Annotated in this window: 20 protein-coding genes, 4 tRNA genes and 1 pseudogene; 5 read left to right on the plus strand and 20 right to left on the minus strand. The window is 69.7% G+C overall.

Annotated features, from left to right (window positions below):
* Positions 1 to 89: 89 nt before the first annotated feature.
* From ACGFWJ_RS15785 to ACGFWJ_RS15835, 11 genes are all read right to left on the minus strand, one after another.
* The gene (locus tag ACGFWJ_RS15785; RefSeq protein WP_387644405.1) at positions 90 to 3,983 is read right to left on the minus strand and encodes a DNA-directed RNA polymerase subunit beta'; all 3,894 of its coding nucleotides are present in this window, start codon (positions 3,981 to 3,983) and stop codon (positions 90 to 92) included.
* A 115-nt stretch (positions 3,984 to 4,098) separates the two neighbouring features.
* A complete protein-coding gene (gene rpoB, locus ACGFWJ_RS15790) occupies positions 4,099 to 7,572 on the minus strand; it encodes a DNA-directed RNA polymerase subunit beta (protein ID WP_043914627.1) in 3,474 nt (1,157 codons plus the stop codon).
* 613 nt (positions 7,573 to 8,185) lie between these two features.
* Positions 8,186 to 8,566, minus strand: a complete 381-nt coding sequence (gene rplL, locus ACGFWJ_RS15795) for a 50S ribosomal protein L7/L12 (protein WP_392949541.1) — start codon at positions 8,564 to 8,566, stop codon at positions 8,186 to 8,188.
* 84 nt (positions 8,567 to 8,650) lie between these two features.
* On the minus strand, positions 8,651 to 9,205 hold the full coding sequence (gene rplJ / locus ACGFWJ_RS15800) for a 50S ribosomal protein L10 (protein WP_073807895.1): 555 nt from the start codon (positions 9,203 to 9,205) through the stop codon (positions 8,651 to 8,653).
* A gap of 318 nt (positions 9,206 to 9,523) precedes the next feature.
* Entirely contained in the window at positions 9,524 to 10,327 is an 804-nt protein-coding gene (locus ACGFWJ_RS15805; RefSeq protein WP_392949544.1) for a hypothetical protein, read from the minus strand.
* A gap of 94 nt (positions 10,328 to 10,421) precedes the next feature.
* Positions 10,422 to 11,255, minus strand: coding sequence for a hypothetical protein (locus ACGFWJ_RS15810; protein ID WP_392949546.1), 834 nt, complete (start codon positions 11,253 to 11,255; stop codon positions 10,422 to 10,424).
* Positions 11,256 to 11,410: 155 nt separating this feature from the next.
* Positions 11,411 to 12,133 (minus strand): 50S ribosomal protein L1, encoded by a 723-nt coding sequence (rplA, locus tag ACGFWJ_RS15815; RefSeq protein WP_043914633.1) that lies wholly within the window; start codon positions 12,131 to 12,133, stop codon positions 11,411 to 11,413.
* A 77-nt stretch (positions 12,134 to 12,210) separates the two neighbouring features.
* Positions 12,211 to 12,645, minus strand: a complete 435-nt coding sequence (gene rplK, locus ACGFWJ_RS15820; protein WP_030457453.1) for a 50S ribosomal protein L11 — start codon at positions 12,643 to 12,645, stop codon at positions 12,211 to 12,213.
* A gap of 167 nt (positions 12,646 to 12,812) precedes the next feature.
* Positions 12,813 to 13,688, minus strand: a complete 876-nt coding sequence (nusG, locus tag ACGFWJ_RS15825) for a transcription termination/antitermination protein NusG (protein WP_392949550.1) — start codon at positions 13,686 to 13,688, stop codon at positions 12,813 to 12,815.
* A gap of 179 nt (positions 13,689 to 13,867) precedes the next feature.
* Positions 13,868 to 14,224, minus strand: a complete 357-nt coding sequence (gene secE / locus ACGFWJ_RS15830; RefSeq protein WP_387644389.1) for a preprotein translocase subunit SecE — start codon at positions 14,222 to 14,224, stop codon at positions 13,868 to 13,870.
* Between the two features lie 142 nt (positions 14,225 to 14,366).
* Positions 14,367 to 14,439: transfer RNA gene (locus ACGFWJ_RS15835), tRNA-Trp, on the minus strand.
* 281 nt (positions 14,440 to 14,720) lie between these two features.
* On the opposite strand from ACGFWJ_RS15835, the gene ACGFWJ_RS15840 reads away from it, so the two are divergent.
* Positions 14,721 to 15,959 carry a pyridoxal phosphate-dependent aminotransferase gene (locus ACGFWJ_RS15840; protein ID WP_392949552.1) on the plus strand — a complete coding sequence of 413 codons (1,239 nt, stop codon included), beginning with the start codon at positions 14,721 to 14,723 and terminating at the stop codon, positions 15,957 to 15,959.
* A gap of 96 nt (positions 15,960 to 16,055) precedes the next feature.
* Complete coding sequence (locus ACGFWJ_RS15845; RefSeq protein ID WP_387865950.1) at positions 16,056 to 17,111, plus strand: adenosine deaminase; 1,056 nt, start codon at positions 16,056 to 16,058, stop codon at positions 17,109 to 17,111.
* On the opposite strand, the gene ACGFWJ_RS15850 is transcribed toward ACGFWJ_RS15845, so the two are convergent.
* The 7 genes and pseudogenes from ACGFWJ_RS15850 to ACGFWJ_RS15880 all read right to left on the minus strand — a co-directional run bounded on the left by ACGFWJ_RS15850 (position 17,108) and on the right by ACGFWJ_RS15880 (position 20,289).
* Entirely contained in the window at positions 17,108 to 18,148 is a 1,041-nt protein-coding gene (locus ACGFWJ_RS15850; protein WP_392949555.1) for a UDP-N-acetylmuramate dehydrogenase, read from the minus strand. The two genes, ACGFWJ_RS15845 and ACGFWJ_RS15850, sit on opposite strands and share 4 nt — an antisense overlap.
* A gap of 33 nt (positions 18,149 to 18,181) precedes the next feature.
* Positions 18,182 to 18,835: pseudogene (locus ACGFWJ_RS15855) on the minus strand (MFS transporter); the annotation flags it as partial.
* A gap of 20 nt (positions 18,836 to 18,855) precedes the next feature.
* Positions 18,856 to 19,284, minus strand: a complete 429-nt coding sequence (locus ACGFWJ_RS15860; protein WP_387644379.1) for a MaoC family dehydratase — start codon at positions 19,282 to 19,284, stop codon at positions 18,856 to 18,858.
* Positions 19,281 to 19,742, minus strand: coding sequence for a MaoC family dehydratase N-terminal domain-containing protein (locus ACGFWJ_RS15865; protein WP_387644376.1), 462 nt, complete (start codon positions 19,740 to 19,742; stop codon positions 19,281 to 19,283). Before ACGFWJ_RS15865 ends, ACGFWJ_RS15860 begins: the two co-directional genes overlap by 4 nt.
* 110 nt (positions 19,743 to 19,852) lie before the next feature.
* Complete coding sequence (gene rpmG / locus ACGFWJ_RS15870) at positions 19,853 to 20,017, minus strand: 50S ribosomal protein L33 (RefSeq protein WP_006604855.1); 165 nt, start codon at positions 20,015 to 20,017, stop codon at positions 19,853 to 19,855.
* Between the two features lie 84 nt (positions 20,018 to 20,101).
* Positions 20,102 to 20,174: transfer RNA gene (locus ACGFWJ_RS15875), tRNA-Met, on the minus strand.
* A 42-nt stretch (positions 20,175 to 20,216) separates the two neighbouring features.
* A tRNA-Thr gene (locus ACGFWJ_RS15880) sits at positions 20,217 to 20,289 on the minus strand.
* Between the two features lie 305 nt (positions 20,290 to 20,594).
* Here ACGFWJ_RS15880 and ACGFWJ_RS15885 point away from each other — a divergent pair.
* Entirely contained in the window at positions 20,595 to 21,848 is a 1,254-nt protein-coding gene (locus tag ACGFWJ_RS15885) for a hydrolase (protein ID WP_392949559.1), read from the plus strand.
* Here ACGFWJ_RS15885 and ACGFWJ_RS15890 read toward each other — a convergent pair.
* Together ACGFWJ_RS15890 and ACGFWJ_RS15895 are read right to left on the minus strand one after the other, a co-directional pair.
* Positions 21,845 to 22,030 (minus strand): hypothetical protein, encoded by a 186-nt coding sequence (locus ACGFWJ_RS15890; protein ID WP_392949561.1) that lies wholly within the window; start codon positions 22,028 to 22,030, stop codon positions 21,845 to 21,847. The genes ACGFWJ_RS15885 and ACGFWJ_RS15890 overlap by 4 nt on opposite strands.
* A gap of 92 nt (positions 22,031 to 22,122) precedes the next feature.
* Positions 22,123 to 22,203: transfer RNA gene (locus ACGFWJ_RS15895), tRNA-Tyr, on the minus strand.
* Positions 22,204 to 22,418: 215 nt separating this feature from the next.
* Here ACGFWJ_RS15895 and ACGFWJ_RS15900 point away from each other — a divergent pair.
* Both ACGFWJ_RS15900 and ACGFWJ_RS15905 read left to right on the plus strand, forming a co-directional pair.
* Positions 22,419 to 22,907: a YajQ family cyclic di-GMP-binding protein gene (locus ACGFWJ_RS15900; RefSeq protein WP_387644368.1), complete on the plus strand. Its 489-nt coding sequence runs from the start codon at positions 22,419 to 22,421 to the stop codon at positions 22,905 to 22,907.
* A gap of 242 nt (positions 22,908 to 23,149) precedes the next feature.
* A complete protein-coding gene (locus tag ACGFWJ_RS15905; protein ID WP_392949564.1) occupies positions 23,150 to 24,691 on the plus strand; it encodes an alpha/beta hydrolase in 1,542 nt (513 codons plus the stop codon).
* The last annotated feature ends 14 nt before the right edge of the window (positions 24,692 to 24,705 follow it).

Raw genomic sequence — 24,705 nt, forward strand, 5'->3', positions numbered from 1 at the left:
AGGTGAAACGCGGGGCCGGGAACGCCGCAGGGCGGCCACCCCGAGTGGGGTGACCGCCCTGCGGTTCAACCGAAAGATCAGCCGAAGGATCAGCCGGTGTACGGACCGTAGTCGTAGTCGTCCAGCGGGACGGCCTGACCGGAGCCCGCGCCGAACGGCGACAGGTCGTAGTCGTCGTAGCCGACGGCCGAGTACATCGCGGCCTTGGCCTCTTCGGTCGGCTCGACCCGGATGTTGCGGTAGCGGGGCAGACCCGTACCGGCCGGGATGAGCTTACCGAGGATGACGTTCTCCTTGAGGCCCAGCAGCGGGTCCGACTTGGCGTGGATCGCCGCGTCGGTCAGCACCCGGGTCGTCTCCTGGAAGGAGGCGGCCGACAGCCAGGACTCGGTGGCCAGCGAGGCCTTGGTGATACCCATCAGCTGCGGACGGCCGGAGGCGGGGTGGCCGCCCTCGGACACCACGCGGCGGTTCTCCTGCTCGAAGCGGCCGCGCTCGACCAGCTCGCCCGGCAGCAGCTCGGCGTCGCCCGACTCGATGATCGTCACGCGGCGGAGCATCTGCCGGATGATGATCTCGATGTGCTTGTCGTGGATCGACACACCCTGCGAGTTGTAGACCTTCTGGACTTCGGCGACCAGGTGGATCTGGACGGCACGCTGGCCCATGATCCGCAGCACGTCGTGCGGGTTGGTGGCACCGACGGTCAGCTTCTGGCCGACCTCGACCGCCTCGCCCTCGCTGACGAGCAGCTTGACGCGCTTGGAGACCGGGTAGGCGATCTCGTCCGTACCGTCGTCCGGCGTGACGACGACCTTGCGGGTCTTCTCGGTGTCCTCGATGCGGACCCGACCCTGCGCCTCCGAGATCGGGGCGACACCCTTCGGGGTACGCGCCTCGAAGAGCTCGACGACACGCGGCAGACCCTGGGTGATGTCGTCACCGGCCACACCACCGGTGTGGAAGGTACGCATGGTCAGCTGGGTACCGGGCTCACCGATGGACTGGGCGGCGATGATGCCGACCGCCTCACCGATGTCGACCAGCTTGCCGGTGGCCAGCGAGCGGCCGTAGCAGAAGGCACAGGTGCCGACCGCCGACTCACAGGTCAGGATCGAGCGGACCTTGACCGCGCTGACGCCGTGCCGGATCAGCTCGTCCATCAGGACGTCGCCGAGGTCGGTGTTGGCGGTCGCGATCAGCTTGCCGTCGACAGTGATGTCCTCGGCGAGCATGCGGGCGTACACGCTGGTCTCGACGTCGTCGGCCTTGCGCAGCACACCGTCCGCGCCGACCTGGCCGATCTCCAGCTTGAGGCCGCGCTCGGTGCCGCAGTCCTCCTCGCGGATGATCACGTCCTGCGAGACGTCCACCAGACGACGGGTCAGGTAACCCGAGTCGGCGGTACGCAGCGCGGTGTCGGCCAGACCCTTACGGGCACCGTGGGTGGAGATGAAGTACTCCAGCACGGACAGGCCCTCACGGAACGAGGCCTTGATGGGACGCGCGATGGTCTCGTTCTTCGCGTTCGACACCAGACCACGCATACCGGCGATCTGACGCATCTGCATCATGTTTCCTCGAGCACCCGAGTCGACCATCATGAAGATGGGGTTCGTCTTCGGGAAGTTCGCGGCCATCGCGTCGGCGACCTCGTTGGTCGCGCGGGTCCAAATGCCGATGAGCTCGGACTTGCGCTCGTTGTCCGTGATCAGACCGCGCTCGTACTGGCGCTGGACCTTCTCCGCCTGCGCCTCGTAGCCCTCCAGGATGGCGGGCTTGCTCGGCGGGACGATGACGTCCGAGATCGAGACGGTGACACCGGAACGGGTCGACCAGTGGAAGCCGGCCGCCTTCAGGTTGTCGAGCGCCGCGGCGACGACGACCTTCGGGTAACGCTCGGCGAGGTCGTTGACGATCGCCGAGAGCTGCTTCTTGCCGATCTCGTAGTCGACGAACGGGTAGTCCTCGGGCAGCAGCTCGTTGAAGAGCGCCCGGCCCAGCGTGGTGGTGATCCGGAACGGCTCACCCTCGTGCCAGGTCGGCTGCCCGTCCTCGTCCACCGGCGGGGTCCAGCCGCGCGGCGGGACGGTGCCGGCGGCCATGCGCAGGTCGATGGTGGCCTGGACGTCCAGCTCGCGGGCGTCGAAGGCCATGATCGCCTCGGCGGTCGAGGAGAAGGAACGGCCCTTGCCCTTGACCTCCTCGCGGTCCGAGGTGAGGAAGAACAGGCCCAGCACCATGTCCTGGGTCGGCATGGTGACGGGGCGACCGTCGGCCGGCTTCAGGATGTTGTTCGAGGACAGCATCAGGATGCGGGCCTCGGCCTGCGCCTCCGCGGACAGCGGCAGGTGCACGGCCATCTGGTCACCGTCGAAGTCCGCGTTGAACGCGGTGCAGACGAGCGGGTGGATCTGGATGGCCTTGCCCTCGACCAGCTGCGGCTCGAAGGCCTGGATGCCGAGGCGGTGCAGGGTGGGCGCACGGTTCAGCAGAACCGGGTGCTCGGCGATGACCTCTTCGAGGACGTCCCACACCACGGGGCGGGCGCGCTCGACCATGCGCTTGGCCGACTTGATGTTCTGCGCGTGGTTCAGGTCGACCAGGCGCTTCATCACGAACGGCTTGAAGAGCTCCAGCGCCATGGCCTTCGGCAGACCGCACTGGTGCAGCTTGAGCTGCGGGCCGACGACGATGACCGAACGGGCCGAGTAGTCGACTCGCTTGCCGAGCAGGTTCTGACGGAAACGACCCTGCTTGCCCTTCAGCATGTCGCTGAGGGACTTCAGCGGGCGGTTGCCCGGACCGGTGACCGGACGGCCACGACGGCCGTTGTCGAACAGCGCGTCGACGGCCTCCTGCAGCATGCGCTTCTCGTTGTTCACGATGATCTCGGGCGCGCCGAGGTCGAGAAGCCGCTTCAGGCGGTTGTTGCGGTTGATGACGCGGCGGTACAGGTCGTTCAGGTCGGAGGTGGCGAAGCGGCCACCGTCGAGCTGGACCATCGGACGCAGGTCCGGCGGGATCACCGGGACGCAGTCCAGAACCATGCCCTTGGGCTTGTTGCTGGTCTGCAGGAAGGCGGAGACGACCTTGAGGCGCTTGAGCGCACGGGTCTTCTTCTGGCCCTTGCCGGTACGGATGATCTCGCGGAGGCGCTCGGCCTCCTCGCCCAGGTCGAAGGACTCGAGGCGGTCCTTGAGGGCCGCCGCGCCCATCGAGCCGGAGAAGTAGGTGCCGAAGCGGTCGCGCAGCTCGCGGTAGAGCAACTCGTCGCCCTCGAGGTCCTGGACCTTGAGGTTCTTGAAGCGGGCCCACACCTCGTCCAGGCGGTCGATCTCGCGCTGGGTGCGGTCGCGGAGCTGCTTCATCTCGCGCTCGGCGCCCTCACGCACCTTGCGGCGGACGTCGGCCTTGGCGCCCTCGGCCTCCAGCTCGGCCAGGTCGGACTCGGCCTTCTTGGCCCGGGCCTCCAGGTCGGAGTCACGGCGGTTCTCGATCTGCTGGCGCTCGACCGAGACGTGCGCCTCCAGGGAGGGGAGGTCGCGCTGACGGCGCTCGTCGTCCACCCAGGTGATCATGTAGGCGGCGAAGTAGATGACCTTCTCGAGGTCCTTCGGCGCGAGGTCGAGCAGGTAGCCCAGACGCGACGGGACACCCTTGAAGTACCAGATGTGGGTGACCGGGGCGGCCAGCTCGATGTGGCCCATCCGCTCACGGCGCACCTTGGCGCGGGTCACCTCGACGCCGCAGCGCTCACAGATGATGCCCTTGAAGCGGACGCGCTTGTACTTACCGCAGTAGCACTCCCAGTCCCGGGTGGGACCGAAGATCTTCTCGCAGAAAAGGCCGTCCTTTTCCGGCTTCAGCGTGCGGTAGTTGATGGTCTCCGGCTTCTTCACCTCGCCGTGCGACCACTGGCGGATGTCGTCGGCGGTGGCCAGTCCGATGCGGAGCTCGTCGAAGAAGTTGACGTCAAGCACTGGTCGTCAAGCCCTCTTTCGTGATTCGAGAGTCTGTCTGTTGGTCTGAGGGGGGCCTGGGGGCGGGCCGACCGGGCTGCGTCGATTTAGAAGCAGCCGGCCGGCCCGACCTCCGTCAGACCTCTTCGACGCTGCTCGGCTCGCGCCGGGACAGGTCAATGCCGAGCTCCTCGGCGGCGCGGAACACGTCCTCGTCGCTGTCCCGCATCTCGATGGACTGGCCGTCCGAGGACAGCACCTCCACGTTGAGGCAGAGCGACTGCATTTCCTTGATGAGGACCTTGAAGGACTCGGGAATGCCGGGCTCGGGGATGTTCTCGCCCTTGACGATGGCCTCGTAGACCTTCACACGGCCGAGGACGTCGTCGGACTTGATGGTGAGCAGTTCCTGCAGCGCGTACGCGGCGCCGTATGCCTCAAGGGCCCACACCTCCATCTCACCGAAGCGCTGACCACCGAACTGCGCCTTACCACCGAGCGGCTGCTGGGTGATCATCGAGTACGGACCGGTCGAACGGGCGTGCAGCTTGTCGTCGACCAGGTGGTGCAGCTTGAGGATGTACATGTAGCCGACCGAGACCGGCATCGGGAACGGCTCGCCGGAGCGGCCGTCGAACAGCCGGGCCTTGCCGGTGGAGTTCACCAGGCGCTCACCGTCACGGGTGAGGGTGGTGTTGTCCAGCAGGCCGGTGATCTCGTCCTCGCGGGCGCCGTCGAACACCGGGGTGGCGAGGTTGGTGCCACCCTCGACGGTGTCCGCGCCGATCGCCTGCAGGCGCTTGGCCCACTCGTCGGCGAGGCCGGAGACGTCCCAGCCCTGCTTGGCGAGCCAGCCGAGGTGAATCTCCAGGACCTGTCCCGGGTTCATTCGGGACGGAACACCCAGCGGGTTCAGGATGATGTCGACCGGGGTGCCGTCCTCCAGGAACGGCATGTCCTCGACCGGCAGGATCTTGGAGATAACACCCTTGTTGCCGTGACGGCCGGCGAGCTTGTCACCGTTGGTGATCTTGCGCTTCTGGGCGACGTAGACGCGGACCAGCTGGTTCACGCCGGGGGGAAGCTCGTCGCCCTCCTCGCGGTCGAAGACGCGGACGCCGATGACCTTGCCGGACTCACCGTGCGGCACCTTCAGCGAGGTGTCGCGGACCTCACGGGCCTTCTCACCGAAGATCGCGCGGAGCAGGCGCTCCTCCGGGGTCAGCTCGGTCTCACCCTTCGGGGTGACCTTGCCGACCAGGATGTCGCCGGTGACGACGTCGGCGCCGATCCGGATGATGCCGCGCTCGTCGAGGTCGGCGAGGACCTCCTCGGAGACGTTCGGGATGTCCCGGGTGATCTCCTCGGGGCCCAGCTTGGTGTCACGGGCGTCGACCTCGTGCTCCTCGATGTGGATCGAGGAGAGGACGTCGTCCTGGACGAGGCGCTGCGACAGGATGATCGCGTCCTCGTAGTTGTGGCCTTCCCACGACATGAACGCCACGAGGAGGTTCTTGCCGAGGGCCATCTCGCCCTCGTCGGTGCACGGGCCGTCGGCCAGCACCTGGCCGGCCTCCACCCGGGCGCCCTCGTCCACGAGCACCTTCTGGTTGAAGGCGGTGCCCTGGTTGGAGCGGGTGAACTTGGCGGCGCGGTACGTGTTGTACGTGCCGTCGTCGTTGGCCACGGTGACGTAGTCGGCCGAGACCTCCTGCACCACACCGGCCTTGTCGGCGGTGATGACGTCCGCGGCGTCGACGGCGCAGCGGTACTCCATGCCGGTGCCGACCAGCGGCGCCTCGCTGCGGAGCAGCGGGACGGCCTGGCGCATCATGTTCGAGCCCATCAGCGCGCGGTTGGCGTCGTCGTGCTCGAGGAAGGGGATCATGGCGGTCGCGACCGACACCATCTGGCGCGGCGAGACGTCCATGTAGTCGATCTCGGTGCCGGGGATGTAGTCGATCTCGCCGCCACGGCGGCGGACCAGGACACGCGGCTCGGCGAAGGTCAGCTCCGCGGTCAGCGGGGCGTTGGCCTGCGCGATGACGAAGCGGTCCTCCTCGTCGGCGGTCAGGTAGTCCACGGCCTCGGTGACGACACCGTCGACGACCTTGCGGTACGGGGTCTCGATGAAACCGAACGCGTTGACCCGGCCGTACGAGGCCAGCGAGCCGATCAGACCGATGTTCGGGCCTTCGGGGGTCTCGATCGGACACATGCGGCCGTAGTGCGAGGGGTGCACGTCACGGACCTCGAAGCCGGCCCGCTCACGGGACAGACCACCGGGGCCGAGCGCGGACAGACGACGCTTGTGGGTCAGGCCCGACAGCGGGTTCGTCTGGTCCATGAACTGCGACAGCTGGCTGGTGCCGAAGAACTCCTTGATGGAGGCGACGACCGGCCGGATGTTGATCAGGGTCTGCGGCGTGATCGCCTCGACGTCCTGGGTGGTCATGCGCTCGCGGACCACTCGCTCCATGCGGGCGAGGCCGGTGCGGACCTGGTTCTGGATCAGCTCGCCGACGTTGCGCAGGCGACGGTTGCCGAAGTGGTCGATGTCGTCGACCTCGATGACAATGTCGCGGCCCTCGTCATCACGCCACTCGGTCTCGCCGGCGTGCAGCTTGACCAGGTACTTGATCGTGTTGATGATGTCGGGCTCGGTGAGCACACCGGAGTCCAGCGACTCGGCGTTGCCGAGCTTGCGGTTCACCTTGTAGCGGCCGACCTTCGCCAGGTCGTAGCGCTTCGGGTTGAAGTACAGGTTCTCCAGCAGCGTCTGCGCGGCCTCACGCGTGGGCGGTTCGCCCGGGCGCAGCTTGCGGTAGATGTCGAGGAGCGCGTCGTCCTGGCCCTGGGTGTGGTCCTTCTCCAGGGTGGCGCGCATCGACTCGTACTCGCCGAACTCTTCGAGAATCATCTCGTTGGTCCAGCCGAGGGCCTTCAGCAGCACGGTGACCGACTGCTTGCGCTTGCGGTCGATGCGGACACCGACCATGTCGCGCTTGTCGATCTCCATCTCCAGCCAGGCACCGCGGGAGGGGATGATCTTCGCGGAGAAGATGTCCTTGTCGGACACCTTGTCCAGGGTGGAGTCGAAGTAGACACCGGGGGAACGCACCAGCTGGGACACGACGACACGCTCGGTGCCGTTGATGATGAACGTGCCCTTGTTGGTCATGAGCGGGAAGTCGCCCATGAACACGGTCTGGGACTTGATCTCACCGGTCTCGTTGTTGGTGAACTCCGCAGTGACGAAGAGCGGGGCCGCGAAGGTGAAGTCGCGGTCCTTGCACTCGTCGATGGAGTTCTTCGGCGGCTCGAAACGGTGGTCCCGGAAGGTCAGGGACATCGACCCGCTGAAGTCCTCGATCGGGGAGATCTCCTCGAAGATCTCCTCCAGACCGGACTTGGTGGGGACGTCCTGACCGCTCTCCAGGGCAGCCTCGACCCGGGACTTCCAGGCCGCATTGCCGAGCAGCCAGTCAAAGCTCTCGGTCTGCAGGGCGAGGAGGTTGGGGACCTCGAGGGGCTCCTTGATCTTCGCGAACGAGACGCGGAGCGGGGCGGTGGATGCGGAATTGTTCGAGGCGTTGCGCGGCGCGGCCAAGAGGGGGGTCCTTCCGAGGGCTCGGAGCTCACTACGCGCATACCGTCCGCGCCATGGCCGAGGCGGAAAACCCCAGGTCAGGACAGGGGCCACTCCGGGCGACGAGTCACGGAGCAGCTAACAGGCAGCGCAAAGGGACAGTGTAGCCAATGGCGACACTGCTAGCAAGCCCTGATTCGGAGACCGAATCGGACGCTCCTCCCGTACAACCGACAACCCGGGCAGTGATCCCTCACCGGCCGGGCCGTCGCACCCACTCCTGCGTCACCGGGAACCTTCCCAGTGCCACCGCCGAATATGCATCGGAGGCGGTTCCGCTTGGGCACGCGCCTCGAGAATCGCGCGCCGCGTGCTGTTCGTCAAGGCCCCCACCAGGGTGCGGACCTCGCAATGCCCATCGTCACAGCCACTCCGGGCGTTACACACGGCCCGTGACGGGGTCGGTGACGACAGCGATCACCCTACCCCCGGGGACCGACAGGATCCGAGTCCGCCGAGGGCCGAACCGGCCGGGGCCGAGGCGGGGCCGAGGCGGAAAAAAAGCAGGCCGGGCCGGCCACCCCGAAGGGTGGCCGGCCCGGCCGGAAGAGCACCTCTCAGAGAGAGGAGAAAGTCACTTGACGGTGACCTTGGCGCCGGCGCCCTCGAGCTGAGCCTTCGCCTTCTCGGCGACGTCCTTGGCAACCTTCTCCAGGACCTTGGCACCAGCGGTGTCAACGAGGTCCTTGGCCTCCTTCAGGCCGAGGGAGGTCAGGGCGCGCACCTCCTTGATGACCTGGATCTTCTTGTCGCCGGCACCATCGAGGATGACGTCGAACTCGTCCTGCTCCTCGACGGCCTCAGCGGCAACCGGGCCACCGGCGGCGGCAACGGCGACCGGGGCGGCGGCGGTGACGTCGAACTTCTCCTCGAACGCCTTGACGAACTCGGAGAGCTCGATCAGGGTCATGCCCTCGAACTCGGCAAGCAGTTCGTCGGTGCTGAGCTTCGCCATGATTGGCGTCCTTCCACTAATTCGGCAGGTGCCGGATGTACGGATTGGCGGGCGTACTTGCGGGCCCGCTGGGACGGGGAGTAGTTACTCCGCGTCCTCGGCGGGAGCCGGAGTACCGGCACCGCCCTGCTCGACCTTCTCGCGCAGCGCTTCCACGGTGCGAACGAGCTTGGACGGGAGCGCCTGGAAGACCGCAGCAGCCTGGGACGGCTTGGCCTTCATCGCACCCGCCAGCTTGGCGAGCAGCACCTCGCGGGACTCGAGGTCCGCGAGCTTCTTGATCTCATCGGCGGACAGCGCCTTACCGTCAAGGACACCGCCCTTGATGATGAGAGCAGGGTTCTCCTTGGCGAAGTCACGCAGAGCCTTCGCCGACTCCACCGGGTCACCGGTGACGAAGGCGACAGCCGTCGGGCCGGCGAACAGGTCGTCCAGCTCGGAGATCCCGGCCTCATTGGCCGCGATCTTGGTCAGCGTGTTCTTCACCACGGCGTAATCGGCGTTGCCGGTGAGCGAGCGACGCAGCGTCTTGAGCTGCTTCACCGTGAGACCGCGGTACTCGGTCAGAACGGCGGCGCTGGAAGCACGGAACTTGTCCGTGATCTCGGCGACGTCGGCAGCCTTGTCGGGCCTGGCCATAGGCTTACGCCTCCTTCCGTGATGTCGAAGTCGGGCCGACCTTCGAGAAGTCGACCATTCAACGCCGCGGACGCCCGGGACAACGAAAAAGCCCCGGCGCGCAGGCGCACGGGGCTTGTCACAACCTCGACGAACCGTGGAACGGTTCGGAGATCTTGTCTGCTCCATAACCTGCGCGGGCGACCCGCACGAGGCGGATCCTTCGGCACCGGCCACCCTCTCGGGCAAACGGCAACAACCAGCGGTCTTTGGCTCGCCCAGCTTAACGGGACGATCCGCGAATCCCCAAATCCGGCAAACCGCTACGGGAGCAAACCGCTACGGGAACAGCGGCAGGCCGGCGCCGGACTCCGGGGCGATGTCCGCCTCGGCGGGACCCTGCACCGAGATCGCGGAGCTGCCGTACTCGCTGTAGCCGATGGTGTCCACCTCGGCGGCGGCGCGGCGCAGCTGGACCACTTGGTCGTGGTCGTTGAGCCACAGGTCGAGCACCACCTCGCCGGGGCCGAGCGCGGTCTCCAGGGCCTGTCGCCGGTCCTGGTCGAGCTGGGTCTGCGCGGCGGCGTACTGGGCGGCGGTCAGGGTGACCCGGTAGTGCTGGACGGTGGTCTCCAGCAGCTTCTCCTCGCCGAGCAGCAGCGGGCTGTCGGCGGCGGCCGCGGCGGTGGTGGCGACCACCGGGCTGATCCGGTCGATCAGCGCGGAGTAGGGGCAGTGGGTGCCGCCCGAGTACTTCTCCCAGTGCGGGCCGCCGAGCCTGGCGGCGGTCTGCGGGTCGCCGCCCACGTAGGCGGAGGTGTCCAGCACCATCAGCCGCCGGGCGTCCCCGTCGCCCCGGTACTGCAGCACCGTCTTCGGCGCCCAGAACACCGCGCCCTTGGCGTGCGCCTCCCCCAGGACGGCCCGGAACTCGCCCCGCCGGGCCTCGCGCAGCGCCAGCTGGGCGGAGAGCAGCACCCCGTGCGGGGAGCGGTCGGTGGGGGTGGCCTGGGCGCTGGTCTGGGACGGGGTGGCGGGCCGCGCGGAGCTGTCGCCCGGGCTCGAGCCGGTGCAGCCGCTCACCGCGGCCAGCAGCAGGGCGGCCCCGAGCAGGGCCGCGGTCGTCCGCACGCGTGCCGTCATCGGTCCCTCCTTCCGGCCGTCCGTTCCGCTCCCCCACCTTGTCACGCGTCCCGTCCGGCCCGGCGGCGACCCCGGGCCGGACGGGACGGGATCGCTACTTCAGCACATCCTCCAGCGAGAAGACCTCGGAGTCAGCCGGGGCCTTGGTCGGCTGGACGCTGCCGAGGTCGCTGTAGGTGATCTTGGAGAAGCCGGTCGCCTGGCCGGTACCGGACTGCTGGACGAGCTCGTTCTTGGCGTTGATCCAGAACTCGACGGTGATCGTCGAGCCCTTCTTCTTCAGCTCGTCCAGCACCTTGGTCTTCAGCTCCGGCTTCAGCTGCAGCTTCTCGACCAGGGCGTCCACCGGGATGTCGCTGCGGTAGTGCTTGCAGAACTGACCCTCCACCGTCTCGGTGCCCGACTCGATCGCGGTCGGCGCGGCGACGGCCAGCTGCACGGCCGGGTCCATCAGCTCCAGGCTGGAGGCCTTGCCGACGGCGTCACCCCCGCCCGGCGCGCCCTGGGCGTCGTCCTTCGGGTCGATCTTCATCCAGGTCTTGCCGCCGGCCAGCTGGGCGAGGCTTGCCCCGGCCCCGACGTACATCACGTCACCGACGAAGAGGACCTTGGTGTCCTGGCCCTCGCTCTTGGTGTTGAGCAGGAAGGACTTCGGCGCCTTCCAGACGAACTCGCCGGTGCCTGCGGCCTCGCCGGTGACGGCCAGCTTGGCGCTGCCGGCCTTCTCCATCACCGCGGCCGAGGCGAGCAGCGTCTCCTTGGCACCGAGGTTCGCGCCGCCGCCCGCACCCTTGCCGGCCGCAGCACCGTCGGAGGCGGTCGAACCCGGCTTGGCGTCGGCGGTGCTGCTGCCCGACCCGGAGCTACCACAAGCGGTCAGCAGACCTGCGGCCAGGCAGGTCACGGCAACGGTACGCAGTGCGCGCACGAGAGTCCCCCTCTAATCTGATTCTCATTCAAAAGGCCATCGGACTCTATCCGATGGCCTTTCGGGCGCGCGCGACCAATTAACGGCACCGGGCCCGCACCCCCGAAGAGGGGTGCGGGCCCGGTGAGTTGACCGCGTGGGGAACTGACCTGAGGTCAGACCGCCGCCGGGTCCTCCTCGACGAGGAGGTTACGGGTGCGGTTCGGGTCCACCTGGATGCCGGGGCCCATGGTGGTGGAGAAGGCGATCTTCTTGATGTAGCGGCCCTTGGCGGCGGACGGCTTGGCCCGGAGGACCTCGTCCAGCGCCGCGGCGTAGTTCTCGACCAGCTGCTCGTCCGAGAACGAGGACTTGCCGATGATCAGGTGCAGGTTCGAGTGCTTGTCGACGCGGAACTCGATCTTGCCGCCCTTGATCTCGTTGACGGCCTTGGCGACGTCCGGGGTCACGGTGCCGGTCTTCGGGTTCGGCATCAGGCCACGGGGACCGAGCACGCGGCCCAGGCGGCCGACCTTGCCCATGAGGTCCGGGGTGGCGACGACGGCGTCGAAGTCCAGACGACCCTTGGCCACCTCGTCGATCAGCTCGTCCGAGCCGACGATGTCGGCACCCGCGGCACGCGCGGCCTCGGCACGCTCACCGTTCGCGAAGACCAGGACCCGGGCGGTCTTACCGGTGCCGTGCGGGAGGATGACGGTGCTGCGGACCATCTGGTCGGCCTTGCGCGGGTCGACACCCAGGCGCATGGCAACCTCGACGGTGCCGTCGAACTTGGTGGTGGAGGTCGCCTTGGCGAGGCGGACGGCCTCGAGCGGGGCGTAGATCCGGGTGCGGTCGACCTGGGCGTCCGCGGCCTTGAGGGCCTTGCTGCGCTTCACTGCTGCTCCTAGTAACTAATGGAGTTCGTGGTATTCACGGGCCGCGCTGGCCCTACCACGGTGGACGTACGGGCTGATCAGCCCTCGACGGTGATGCCCATCGACCGGGCGGTGCCGGCGATGATCTTCTCCGCGGCGTCCAGGTCGTTGGCGTTCAGGTCGGGCATCTTGGTGGTGGCGATCTCGCGCACCTGGGCCGAGGTCAGCTTGGCGACCTTGGTCTTGTGCGGCTCCTTGGAGCCCTTGTCGATGCCCGCGGCCTTCAGGATGAGGCGCGCAGCCGGCGGGGTCTTCGTGACGAAGGTGAAGGAACGGTCGTCGTAGACCGTGATCTCCACCGGCACGATCATGCCGCGCTGCGACTCGGTGGCCGCGTTGTACGCCTTGCAGAATTCCATGATGTTGACGCCGTGCTGACCCAGCGCGGGGCCGACCGGCGGCGCCGGGTTGGCCGCACCGGCGTTGATCTGGAGCTTGATAAGCCCCGTGACCTTCTTCTTCTTGGGAGGCATGTCTCTCCGGGTCCTTCCGAGAGGTGAGTGCTGGTGGTACCCGGCACCGGGGCGAAACCCGGATGCCAGGACACACATCGGACCAGGCTAACCGCTGATGCGGCGCTGGACCAAAACGGTGCCGGGGCGGAGGCTTCCGCCCCGCCCCGGCACCGGTGACCTGTGGGTCAGTTCTTCTGGATCTGGTCGAAGGAGAGCTCGACCGGGGTCTCCCGGCCGAAGATCTCCACCAGGCCCTTGACCTTCTTCGAGTCGGGGTTGATCTCGTTGATGGTCGCCTGCAGGGTGGCGAACGGACCGTCGGTGACGGTGACCGAGTCGCCGACCTCGAAGTCCAGCACCTGGACCTCGACCGGGCGCACCGGCGAAGCCTTGCCGGCTTCCTTGGCGGCGGCGCGCTCCACGTCGGGGGCGAGCATCTTGACGACCTCGTCCAGGGTCAGCGGGTACGGGTCGTAGGCGTTGCCGACGAAGCCGGTGACACCGGGGGTGTTGCGCACGACGCCCCAGGACTCGGGGGTGAGGTCCATGCGCACCAGCACGTAGCCGGGGAGCTTGTTCTGCCGGATGGTCTTGCGGTCGCCGTTCTTGATCTGGACGACCTCCTCCTGCGGAACCTGGGACTCGAAGATGTAGTCCTCGACGTTCAGCGAGACGGAGCGCTGCTCCAGGTTCTGCTTCACCCGGTTCTCGTAGCCGGCGTAGGTGTGGATGACGTACCACTCGCCCGGGGCGCGGCGCAGCTGCTCGCGGAACTCGGCGACGGGGTCGGACTCGACCTCCTCGACGACCAGAGCCTCTTCGTCGGCGGCCTCGTCGGCGGCCTCGTCGTCCACCTCGTGCACGGCCTCGACCTCGGCCGGCTCGCCCGCCTCGGCGTCGGCGGCCTCGACCTCGTCCTCGTCGCCGTCCACGCCGGCTGCACCCTCAACGGTCGCCTCAGCAACGGACTCGGCTTCGGCAGCCTCGGCCGCGTCCAGCTCGGCGGCGACATCCGCCTCGCGGACGGTCTCGTCGGCGTCGTACAGGGGGGACTCAGACACGGTCGCTGCTTCTTTCCTGGTTGTGGAACGGATACCTCAACAGTACCGACTCAACGGTAGTCGCCCGTGAGCGTTCGCGCCGACAGCTCGACCCGGGCCGAGGGATTCGGCCCGGGTCGGGGTGAAGTATCGGTGCGGAATCCGCGGGGATCCCGGTTTCGGGTCGGACTGATCGGGCGTCAGCCGAAGAGCCAGAAGGCTCCCTTGGCGAAGACCCAGTCGAGACCGGCGACCAGCAGCATCAGCACGATCACGAAGGTCACCACGACGGTGGTGTACTGGATCAGCTGGCTGCGGGTGGGCCAGACGACCTTGCGCAGTTCGGCGATGATCTGGCGGTAGAAGATGCCCATCCGCGCGAACAGGCCCTTCTTGGCCCGCTTGCCGGACTTCTTGCCACCCTCGCCGCCGGCCTTGTTGGCACGCCGACGCTCACGCCGCGACAGCTTGCCGTCCGCGGTGGTCTCGTCCGCCGCGTCGGCCCCCTCGGGGTTGCCGCTCTCAGGCGTTGCGGTGGAGCCCGTGGTCTCCGTCACTCGTCCTCACCTGAATCCGGGTCCTGCGGAGCTACCGTGCCTGTTGCACGGGCGATCCGGCGAAAGCAGTGCTGGGCGGGGCCTTCTCCGCATCAAGCCCGCTCGCTCTTCGGAGCGAACGGGCTTGGCACGAGTCGAGCTGCAGGGCACGAGGGACTCGAACCCCCAACCGCCGGTTTTGGAGACCGGTGCTCTACCAATTGAGCTAGTGCCCTTCGGAACCCTGCGGCTCCGTCGTGGCCCCCAACCTACCGTATCCACCCGGCCGTGTGGTGTACCCGGCCGAAGGATCCGCACTTGGGAGCCGTCGAGCAGTGAGTGTACGGGTTCTTCGCCGATTGGTCGAACCTCATTCACCGCGGCCCGCGCGGCGGCGTCACCCGGTCGGCCTCACGGCGTCACCCGATCGGCGGCAGCGTACGGATGCTGGAACGCGCCGGTACGCATGGTGGAACCGCGATGCCCGAGGCCTGTGCGGTCTGGGACCATGCAAGACATGAGCGCACCCACCCCCGAGAACGTCCCCCCCGCGAGCCGCCGGGTCTCCGCCCGGGTCGGCGCCATCGCCGAGTCGGCCACCCTCGCGGTCGACGCCAAGGCCAAGGCCCTCAAGGCGGCCGGCCGTCCGGTGATCGGCTTCGGCGCCGGCGAGCCCGACTTCCCGACCCCCGGCTACATCGTGGACGCGGCCGTCGCTGCCTGCCAGGACCCGGCCAACCACCGCTACACCCCGGCCGGCGGCCTGCCGGAGCTGAAGGCCGCGATCGCCGCCAAGACGCTGCGCGACTCCGGCTACCAGGTGGACGCCTCGCAGGTGCTGGTGACCAACGGCGGCAAGCAGGCGATCTACAACGCCTTCGCCGCGATCCTCGACCCGGGCGACGAGGTGATCATCCCGGCCCCGTACTGGACCACCTACCCGGAGGCCGTGAAGCTGGCCGGCGGCACCCCGGTCGAGGTCGTCGCGGACGAGACCACCGGCTACAAGGTCTCGGTGGCGCAGCTGGAGGCCGCCCGCACCGCGAACACCAAGGTGGTGCTGTTCGTCTCGCCGTCCAACCCGACCGGCGCGGTGTACACCGAGGCCGAGGCCGAGGCGATCGGCCGCTGGGCGCTGGAGCACGGCCTGTGGGTGCTCACCGACGAGATCTACGAGCACCTGGTGTACGGCGACGCGCAGTTCACCTCGCTGCCGGCCCTGCTGCCCGAGCTGGCCGACAAGTGCATCGTGGTCAACGGCGTGGCGAAGACCTACGCGATGACCGGCTGGCGGGTGGGCTGGCTGATCGCTCCCAAGGACGTGGTGGCCGCCGCCTCCAACCTGCAGTCGCACGCCACCTCCAACGTCTCCAACGTGGCGCAGCGCGCCGCGCTGGCGGCCGTGTCCGGCGACCTGTCCGCGGTGGACGAGATGAAGACCGCGTTCGACCGCCGCCGCCGCACCATCGTGGCGATGCTGAACGAGATCGAGGGCGTGTACTGCCCCGAGCCCGAGGGCGCGTTCTACGCCTACCCGTCGGTCAAGTCGCTGCTGGGCAAGGAGATCCGCGGCAAGCGCCCGCAGACCTCCGCCGAGCTGGCCACGTTGATCCTGGAGGAGGCCGAGGTCGCGGTCGTCCCCGGCGAGGCCTTCGGCACCCCGGGCTACCTGCGGCTGTCCTACGCGCTGGGCGACGCCGACCTGATCGAGGGCGTCAGCCGGATGCAGAAGCTGCTGGCCGAGGCCCGCGCCTGACCCGTCCGGGCTTCGACCGCCCCTCGCACCTCACCCGTTCGGGCGACGTGCGGGGGGCGGTTCCGGTTTCGGCGGGTTATGCGGCAGGATCGGTGAATGGATCGCCTGCGTGATGTCCGGAGCCTCCCGAAGGCTCATCTCCACCTGCACTTCACCGGTTCGATGCGCCCCGCGACGCTGCTCGAACTCGCCGACAAGCACGGCGTTCGGCTGCCCGAGGCGCTCAGTTCGGGCCATCCGCCGAAACTGCGGGCGACCGACGAACGCGGCTGGTTCCGGTTCCAGCGCCTGTACGACACCGCGCGCTCCTGCCTGCGCGACGAGTCCGACATCCGCCGGCTGGTTCGGGAGACCGCCGAGGACGAGCGCGCCGACGGCTCCCGCTGGCTGGAGATCCAGGTCGACCCGACCTCGTACGCGCCGCTGCTGGGCGGGCTGACTCCCACCCTGGAGCTGATCCTGGACGCCGTTCGGGAGGCCTCCGAGGCCACCGGGGTGGGCATCCGGGTGCTGGTCGCGGCGAACCGGATGAAGTCGCCGATGGACGCCCGCACGCTGGCCCGGCTGGCCGTCCGGTACACCGACCAGGGCGTCATCGGATTCGGCCTGTCGAACGACGAACGGCGGGGCCTGGCAAGGGACTTCGATCGCGCGTTCGCGATCGCCCGGAGCGGCGGGCTGCTGGCCGCGCCGCACGGCGGGGAGCTGGCCGGGCCGGGTTCGGTCCGCGACTGCCTGGACGACCTGGGCGCCGGGCGGATCGGCCACGGCGTGCGGGCCGCCGAGGACCCGCGGCTGCTGCAGCGGCTCGCCGACCGGCAGGTCACCTGCGAGGTCTGCCCGGCGTCGAACGTCGCGCTCGGCGTCTACGAGCGACCCGAGGACGTCCCGCTGCGCACCCTGTTCGAGGCCGGGGTGCCGCTGGCGCTGGGCGCCGACGACCCGCTGCTGTTCGGTTCCCGGCTGGCCGACCAGTACACCCTGGCCCGTGAGTCGCACGAGTTCACCGACGCAGAACTGGCCGAGCTGGCCCGGCAGTCGATCCGGTCGTCGCGGGCCCCCGAGCACATCGCCAAGGAGCTGCTGGCGGACGTCGACGCCTGGCTGGTCGAGGAGCCGGCCCCCGCCGAGGCGGTTCCGGTTTCGCTCTAGAGGCTGACGCCGACCATCACCGGTTCGTTGACCAGGTCCACCCCGAAGGCCGCCCGCACGCCGTCCCGCACCTCGCGGGCGAGTGCGAGCAGGTCCTCGGTGGTGGCCGAGCCGCGGTTGGTGAGGGCCAGGGTGTGCTTGGTGGAGAGCGTGGCCGGGCCGGTGCCGTGGCCCTTGCGGAAGCCCGCGTTGTCGATCAGCCAGGCCGCCGAGGTCTTGGTGCGGCCGTCACCGGCCGGGTAGTTGGGGGCCCGAAGTTCACCCAATCGGGCGGTGAAGTCGGCGAACTGAGTGTCCGTCAGGATCGGGTTGGTGAAGAAGGAGCCCGCCGACCAGGTGTCGTGGTCGGCGGGGTCGAGCACCATGCCCTTGCCGGCCCGCAGCCGCAGCACCTCGGTGTGCGCCTCGGCGAGCTTCACCCGCTGCCCGGCCTCGACGCCGAGCGAGCGGGCCACCTCCGCGTACTTCACCGGGGAGGACAGCCCGCCCTCGTCGGCGAGCCGGAAGCGGACCCGCAGCACCACGTACCGGTCCGGGTCGGCCTTGAAGCGGCTGTGCCGGTAGGAGAAGGCGCAGTCGGCGCCCGCCAGCGTCACCGTTTCGCCGAGCAGGCGGTCGTAGGCGACCACCTCGGTGATGGTCTCGGCGACCTCCTGGCCGTACGCGCCGACGTTCTGCACCGGGGTCGCGCCCGCGGAGCCGGGGATGCCGGCCAGGAACTCGATGCCGGCCAGTCCGGCGTCGACGGTGCGGGCCACCGCGTCCGACCAGACCTCGCCGGCCGCGAGTTCCAGCAGCGTGCCGTCCAGCGTGAAGCCGGCGGTGGCGATCCGCAGGACGGTGCCGGGGAAGCCGGCGTCGGAGATCACCAGGTTGGAGCCGCCACCGATCACCAGCAGCGGCTCCCCGGCCCGGTCGGCCGCGCGGACCGCGGCGACCACCTCGGCGTCCGTCTCGGCCGTCACCAGCCGGCGGGCGGGGCCGCCGAGGCGCAGCGTCGTCAGCGGGGCCAGCGGTGCGTCCATCTGCTCAATCACCGCCCCAGCGTAACCGCCACCCGCCCGAGGGGATCAGGAGCGGCCGGCGGCGGCCAGCGGCGGGAGGTCACCGGCCCCGGCCGGGGCGGCGGCGCGCATGCCGTGCCGGCGCGGGACGAAGGACGCGGCCACCGATCCGGCGGCGACCACGGCGGCGCCGACCACCAGCGCGGGGACCGCGCCGTCGGTGAAGGCGGCGGCGCTGCCGTAGCCGCCCTGCGCGGAGAACACGGCGGACAGCACGGCCACCCCGAGCGCCCCGCCGACCTCGCGCATCGCGTTGTTGGCGCCGGAGGCGATGCCCTGCTCGGCGGGGCGGACGCTTGCCATCACCAGGCTCGCGGTGGGCGCGAAGTACAGCGACATGCCGATGCCGCAGACCACCAGGATCGGAACCTGCTGCCCGTACCCGGCGGAGTGGTCGATCAGCAGCGCGTACCCGGCCAGCCCAAGGGCCTGCAGGGCGAGGCCGGTGACGACCAGCGGCCGGGCGCCGATCCGGTCGATGAGCAGTCCGGCGAGCGGGGAGATCAGCAGCGGCATTCCGGTCCACGGGAGCATCCGCAGGCCGGCCTGCTCGGGGGTGTAGCCGCCGATGCCCTGGAAGTACTGGCTGATCAGGAAGATCGAGCCGAACATGCCGAGGTACAGAGGTACATCAGGGGCCCGGAGCCCCCGGGCGCCCTGGCGCCCGGGGGGGGTGAGCCTCAGCCCAGCCGGACCACGGCCCGGGCCATGCCCAGGACCTTCTGGCCCTCGCTGGTCGCCACCAGGTCCACCCGCACCCGGTTGTCGTCCAGCAGCACCGCGACCTTGCCGGTGACCTCGATCACCGCGCCCACGCCGTCGTTCGGGACGACCACCGGCTTGGTGAAGCGGACGCCGTACTCGACCACCGCGGCCGGGTCGCCGACCCAGTCGGTGACCACCCGGACGGCCTCGGCCATGGTGAACATGCCGTGCGCGATCACGTCCGGCAGGCCGACCTCGCGGGCGAACTTCTCGTTCCAGTGGATCGGGTTGAAGTCCCCCGACGCCCCCGCGTACTGGACCAACGTGGCCCGGGTCACCGGGAACGACTGGGCCGGCAGCTCGGTGCCGACCTGGACCTCGTCAAAGCGGACCGCCACGGTCACTCCTCCCCGGCTTCGTCGGCGGCACGGGCCACCAGCGTCATGATCGACGTCACCACGTGCTCGCCGCTGGCGTCGTGCACCTCGCCGCGGACCGTCAACACGTCGTTGCCCGCCAGCGACTTGATCGCGTCGATGGAGATCGTCACCGAGAGCCGGTCACCGGCCCGGGCCGGGCGGGAGTACACGAACTTCTGGTCGCCGTGCACCACCCGGCTGTAGTCCAGACCCAGCTCCGGGTCGTTCACCACCTGCGCCGCGGCCTGGAAGGACAGCATGAACGGGAAGGTCGGCGGGGCGATCACGTCCGGATGGCCGAGCGACTTGGCCGCCTCGGCGTCCGTGTACGCCGGGTTCGCGTCGCCGATCGCGGCGGCGAACTCGCGGATCTTCTCCCGGCCGAGCTCGTACGGCGGGGTGGGCGGGTAGGTCCGCCCGATGAACGAGGGGTCGAGCGGCATGGGCAACTCCTCTGGTGGTCCGTCAGGGCGGTCAGGCCGTCAGGTTCGCTATGCAGAAATGACTCCAGGCCGCGCCCCGTAACGGGGTGCGGCCTGGAGTCGAGGCAAAGTCAGCGGGTCTCGCGGTGCGCCGTGTGCGAGTTGCAACGCGGGCAGTGCTTCTTCATCTCAAGACGGTCCGGGTCGTTGCGCCGGTTCTTCTTGGTGATGTAGTTCCGCTCCTTGCACTCCACGCAGGCCAGCGTGATCTTCGGGCGGACGTCAGTGGCAGCCACGGGAGTGCCTTCCTGGGACAACGAATAAGAACACAGACAAGAGTAGCCGATCGGGAGTTGAACCCCCCGATCGACTACGCGGGGTAGCGGTGACCGGACTTGAACCGGTGACACAGCGATTATGAGCCGCTTGCTCTACCAACTGAGCTACACCGCTTTGATGAACGAAACCTCACCGAGGCGAGGAGTCTTTCACCAGAGCCCCCATGCGGAATCGAACCGCAGACCTTCTCCTTACCATGGAGACGCTCTACCGACTGAGCTATAGGGGCGAACGAGGAAGAGATTACACGGTTCCGGGCCAGAGGTGAAATCCGTATCCGCAGCCGATCTCCGCAGGTCGAAGGGGCCGCACTGACGGCCCGTCGCCCGACACCCGTTCGAGCCCGCCGCAACCGGAACCGGCCCTCCGCGACCGCCCCCTCCCACGACACGGGCGGCGGCCCGCATCCGAGCGTCCCGGCCGGGCGCCGCCTAGGCTCGACCGTCAGTGACCTCTCGCGGGTGCGCCGCAGACCGGCCCCGCAACCGGGCCCCCGGGCCGCCGGGCGGTCAACCGGACTGGAGGAGCGGGCCGATGAGCGAACGCAGCGAGGGCGCCCAGCCGCCGCCGTCCGCCAACCCGCTCGGACACGGGCCGGTACTGCTGCTCACCGGGGCCCGGCTGATCGACGGCCGGGTGGTGGACGTCCGGATCAGCGGGGACCGGATCCAGGCCGTCGGCACCGTCGGCAGCCTCGGACCACTGCCCGCGATGCCCGGCCGCCCCACCGTCACCACCGGCGCCCGCATCGACCTCTCCGGCTACCTGCTGCTGCCCGCCCCCGCCGAACCGCACAGCCACTACGACGACGCGTTCTCCGCCGCCCTGCCCGCCCCTCCCCCGGACGCGCCCGCCGACCTGGTCCGCCGGGTCACCGAGGCCGCACTCACCTCGCTCGGCTACGGGGCCACCGCCCAGCGCACCCACGTCCGGATCGGCGACGTGCACGGACTCGGACGGCTGGAGGCCGTCCTCACCGCCCGGCAGTCGCTGCGCGGACTCGCCGAACTCCAGGCCGTCGCCATGCCCCGGCTGCTCACCGGGCTGGCCGGCGCCGACGGCCGGGCCCAGCTGCGCGAGGCGCTCAAACTCGGCGCGGACGCGGCCGGCGGCTGCCCCGACCTCGACCCCGACCCGATCGGCTACGTCCAGGTCCTGCTGTCCGCCGCCACCGAGGCCGACTGCCCCGTCGACCTGCACACCGACGCCGCCGACCGCACCCAGCTCGCCCGCCTCGTCGCCGCCCTGGCCCCGCACCGGCCCCGGGTCACCCTCGGCCCGTGCAGCGCGCTGCCACCCGGCGGCTCCACCGTGCTCGCCAACTCCGGCATGCGGGTCGCCTGCCTCCCGCAGAACGGCGGCTGCACCGGCCTCGAAGCCCCCCCGACCGGCCTGCACCCCTCCCTGCTGCGCGAATTGGCCCACGCCCGGGTCGCCCTCACCGCCGGCGCCGGCAGCCTGCGCGACGCCGCCAACCCCGTCGGCCGGGCCGACCCGCTCGAAACCGCCCGACTCCTCGCCGCCGGCGGCGCACTCTCCCCCGAAGCCGCCTACGACGCCGTCTCCACCCAGGCCCGCGCCACCCTCGGCCTGCTCCCCGTCCGGGTCGACGCCGGCTTCCCCGCCGAACTCCTCGCCGTCCGCGGCGACAGCCTGGTCGGCGCCTTCGCCGGCGGCCACTCCCGCCTGGTCGTCCACTGCGGCCGGGTGGTCTCCCGCACCAGTGCCGTCCGCGAGTTCGCCGACACCGTGGCCCTCGCCCTGCCCCGCCAGAACCACCCGGGCTAACGGAGGACGTACCCCGGATACCGCCGCCGCTCCCCTGACGGATGCTCGACCACCAGGGCATCCGGCTTCGTCCAGAACTTGCAGCCCGCCGGGATGAACACCGGGCGCTCCAACCAGAACCAGCCGATCCGCCGGACCAACAGCATCCGCGGCGTGACCGGCCGGTACTCAAGAAATTCCATGCCGCCCATGCTCCCGGGCCAGGCCCCACCCCCGCCGACGAAAAAGCCCCCGGTCTGCGTTTCCGCAGATCGGGGGCTGTTTCACTATCCAGTGGCTGGTGCAGGGTTCGAACCTGCGTAGCTTGCGCGACAGATTTACAGTCTGCTCCCTTTGGCCGCTCGGGCAACCAGCCAGGGATGGTGTCTCGCGGAGCACTGCCCCGTTCGACGTCGTAAACGATACCCGATGTTGGGGGGTGGTCTGCCACTCGTTTCGTCACATGATGATCAAGGTCAGGACGCGAGCTGTTGCGGGCGGGTGCGCGGGGGGCTGGATAGGCTGGGGCGTCGCCCGCCAGTGGCGGGTGGCGCAGACCGTGCAGCCAGTAGTTCAAGGAGACCAACACCCATGGCCGACTCCAGTTTCGACATCGTCTCGAAGGTCGAGTGGCAGGAGGTCGACAACGCGATCAACCAGACCTCCCGCGAGATCGCCACCCGCTTCGACTTCAAGAACGTGGGCGCCGAGATCAAGCGGACCGGCGAGAAGATCGAGATGAAGGCCAACGGCGAGGAGCGGGTCCGGGCGATCCTGGACGTGCTGCAGACCAAGTTCGTGAAGCGCGGACTGTCGCTGAAGGCGCTGGACGCGGCGGAGCCGCACCTGTCCGGCAAGGAGTACAAGATCTTCGCCGACATCAAGGAAGGCATCACCACCGAGGATGCCAAGAAGGTGGCGAAGATCATCCGCGACGAGGGCCCCAAGGGCGTCAAGGCCCAGGTCCAGGGCGACGAGCTGCGGGTCACCTCGAAGTCGCGCGACGACCTGCAGGCCGTGCAGACCCTGCTGAAGGGCAAGGACCTGGAGTTCGCGCTGCAGTTCGTCAACTACCGCTGACGCAACGGCAGTAGGGCCGGCACTCCGGCACGGGAGGGCGCACCGGGAACGGTGCGCCCTTCGGCATTCCGGGGCCGATCTGTCCCGGGACCGGATTGCCGCGGTCCGGGTCGGGCGGGCGGGCGTGCCAGCGATCTGCCAGTGGTTCGGCAGCGGGGTGCGGGAGCGTTCCGGGTGCTGGGCGGGATGCTGCGACCGAGGGGCGTGGGCGACCGGCCGGTCGGTGGAGGGAGGACGTTCGGATGGCTCGTCGTGGGCGTGTTGCGTGGCGGTTGGGGGCGGGGGCCGCGGTGGCCGCGCTGTTGGGGACGACGGCTCCGGCCGAGGCGGTGGCGGCGACGGTGCCGCGGTTGGCGTGGGCGGCGTGCGCGGAGGGTTTCGAGTGCGCGACCGCCCGGGTGCCGGTGGACTACCGGGATCCGCGCGGGGCCGGGCTCGACCTAGCCGTCATCCGGCATCCGGCGGGCGATCCGGCACACCGGATCGGGTCGCTGTTCTACAACCCGGGCGGACCGGCCGTGCCCGGCACGATGGCGCTGCCGCTGGTGCTCGACCGGTTCCCGGAGGAGGTGCGGGAGCGCTTCGACATCGTCAGCTTCGACCCGCGCGGCAGCGGCGGCAGCGCGCCCGTCCAGTGCTTCGACAACCCGGCGGACGAGCAGGCGCTGCTGGCCGGCACCGCCGTCGGCTACCCGGAGGGCCCCGAGCAGCAGCGGGCCTGGGTGGACGCGTACCGGCAGCTGGGCCGGCGGTGCGCGTCCCGGCCTCTGGTGTCGCACCTGTCGACCGCGAACACCGCCCGGGACCTGGACCTGCTCCGCCGGGCCGTGGCTGACCGGGACCTCAGCTACCTGGGCACCTCGTACGGCAGCTACCTGGGTGCCACGTACGCCAACCTGTTCCCCGACCGGGTGCGCGCCATGGTGCTGGACAGCGGCCCCGACCCGGTGGCCTGGTCCACCGGGCGCGACGGGCAGGCCGCCACCATGGGTCCGCTGCTGCGCAATCGCAGCGACGTCGCCGCCGCCCGGGTGCTGGACGCCTTCCTCGACGACTGCGGCCAGGCCGGCCCCGCCGGGTGCGCGTTCTCCGCCGGGACGGCCGCCGCCACCCGGGCCCGGTACGACGAACTGCTGACCCGACTGCGCGCCCGGCCGGCGGTGCTCGGCGACACCACGTTCACCGAGGCCGTGGCGGTGGAGACGACGATCATCCACTTGTACGCCGCGGCGCCCGTCCCCGGCATCCCCGGCACCGGCTGGGCGCAGCTCGGCACGAAGCTCCAGGCGCTGTGGGCGGCGACCGACGCGCCCACCGGGCCGCTGCCGCCCGCTGTCCACCCGTCGCCGGACCAGGCGCTGGCGGTGGTGTGCGCGGACAGCGCCGCCCCGTCGGCCACCGCCGACCCGGCGAGGACGGCGGCGCTGGCCCGGGCCAGGTCGGGTGCGCTCGGCCCGTGGTTCGCCTGGACGGACGAGCGCTGCACCGGCTGGCCTGCCCCGGACCGCGACCGGTACGACGGCCCGTGGAACCGCCGGACGGCCCGGCCGGTCCTGGTGGTGGCGAACACCGGCGACCCCGCGATGCCGTACGAGGGTTCGCGCGCACTGGCCCGCTCGCTCGACCGGGCCACCCTGCTGACCGTGAACGGCTTCGGCCACACCGTGCTGGCCAACCCGAGCGACTGCGCGGCCCGGCACGAGGCCCGCTACCTGGTGGACGGCATCCTGCCGGCGGCGGGGACGGTGTGCGCGCCGAACCGGGGGCCGTTCGAGCAGGGCTGAGCGGCCGTCGGCCC

This window comes from Kitasatospora sp. NPDC048407 (assembly GCF_043200475.1).
Lineage (GTDB): Bacteria > Actinomycetota > Actinomycetes > Streptomycetales > Streptomycetaceae > Kitasatospora.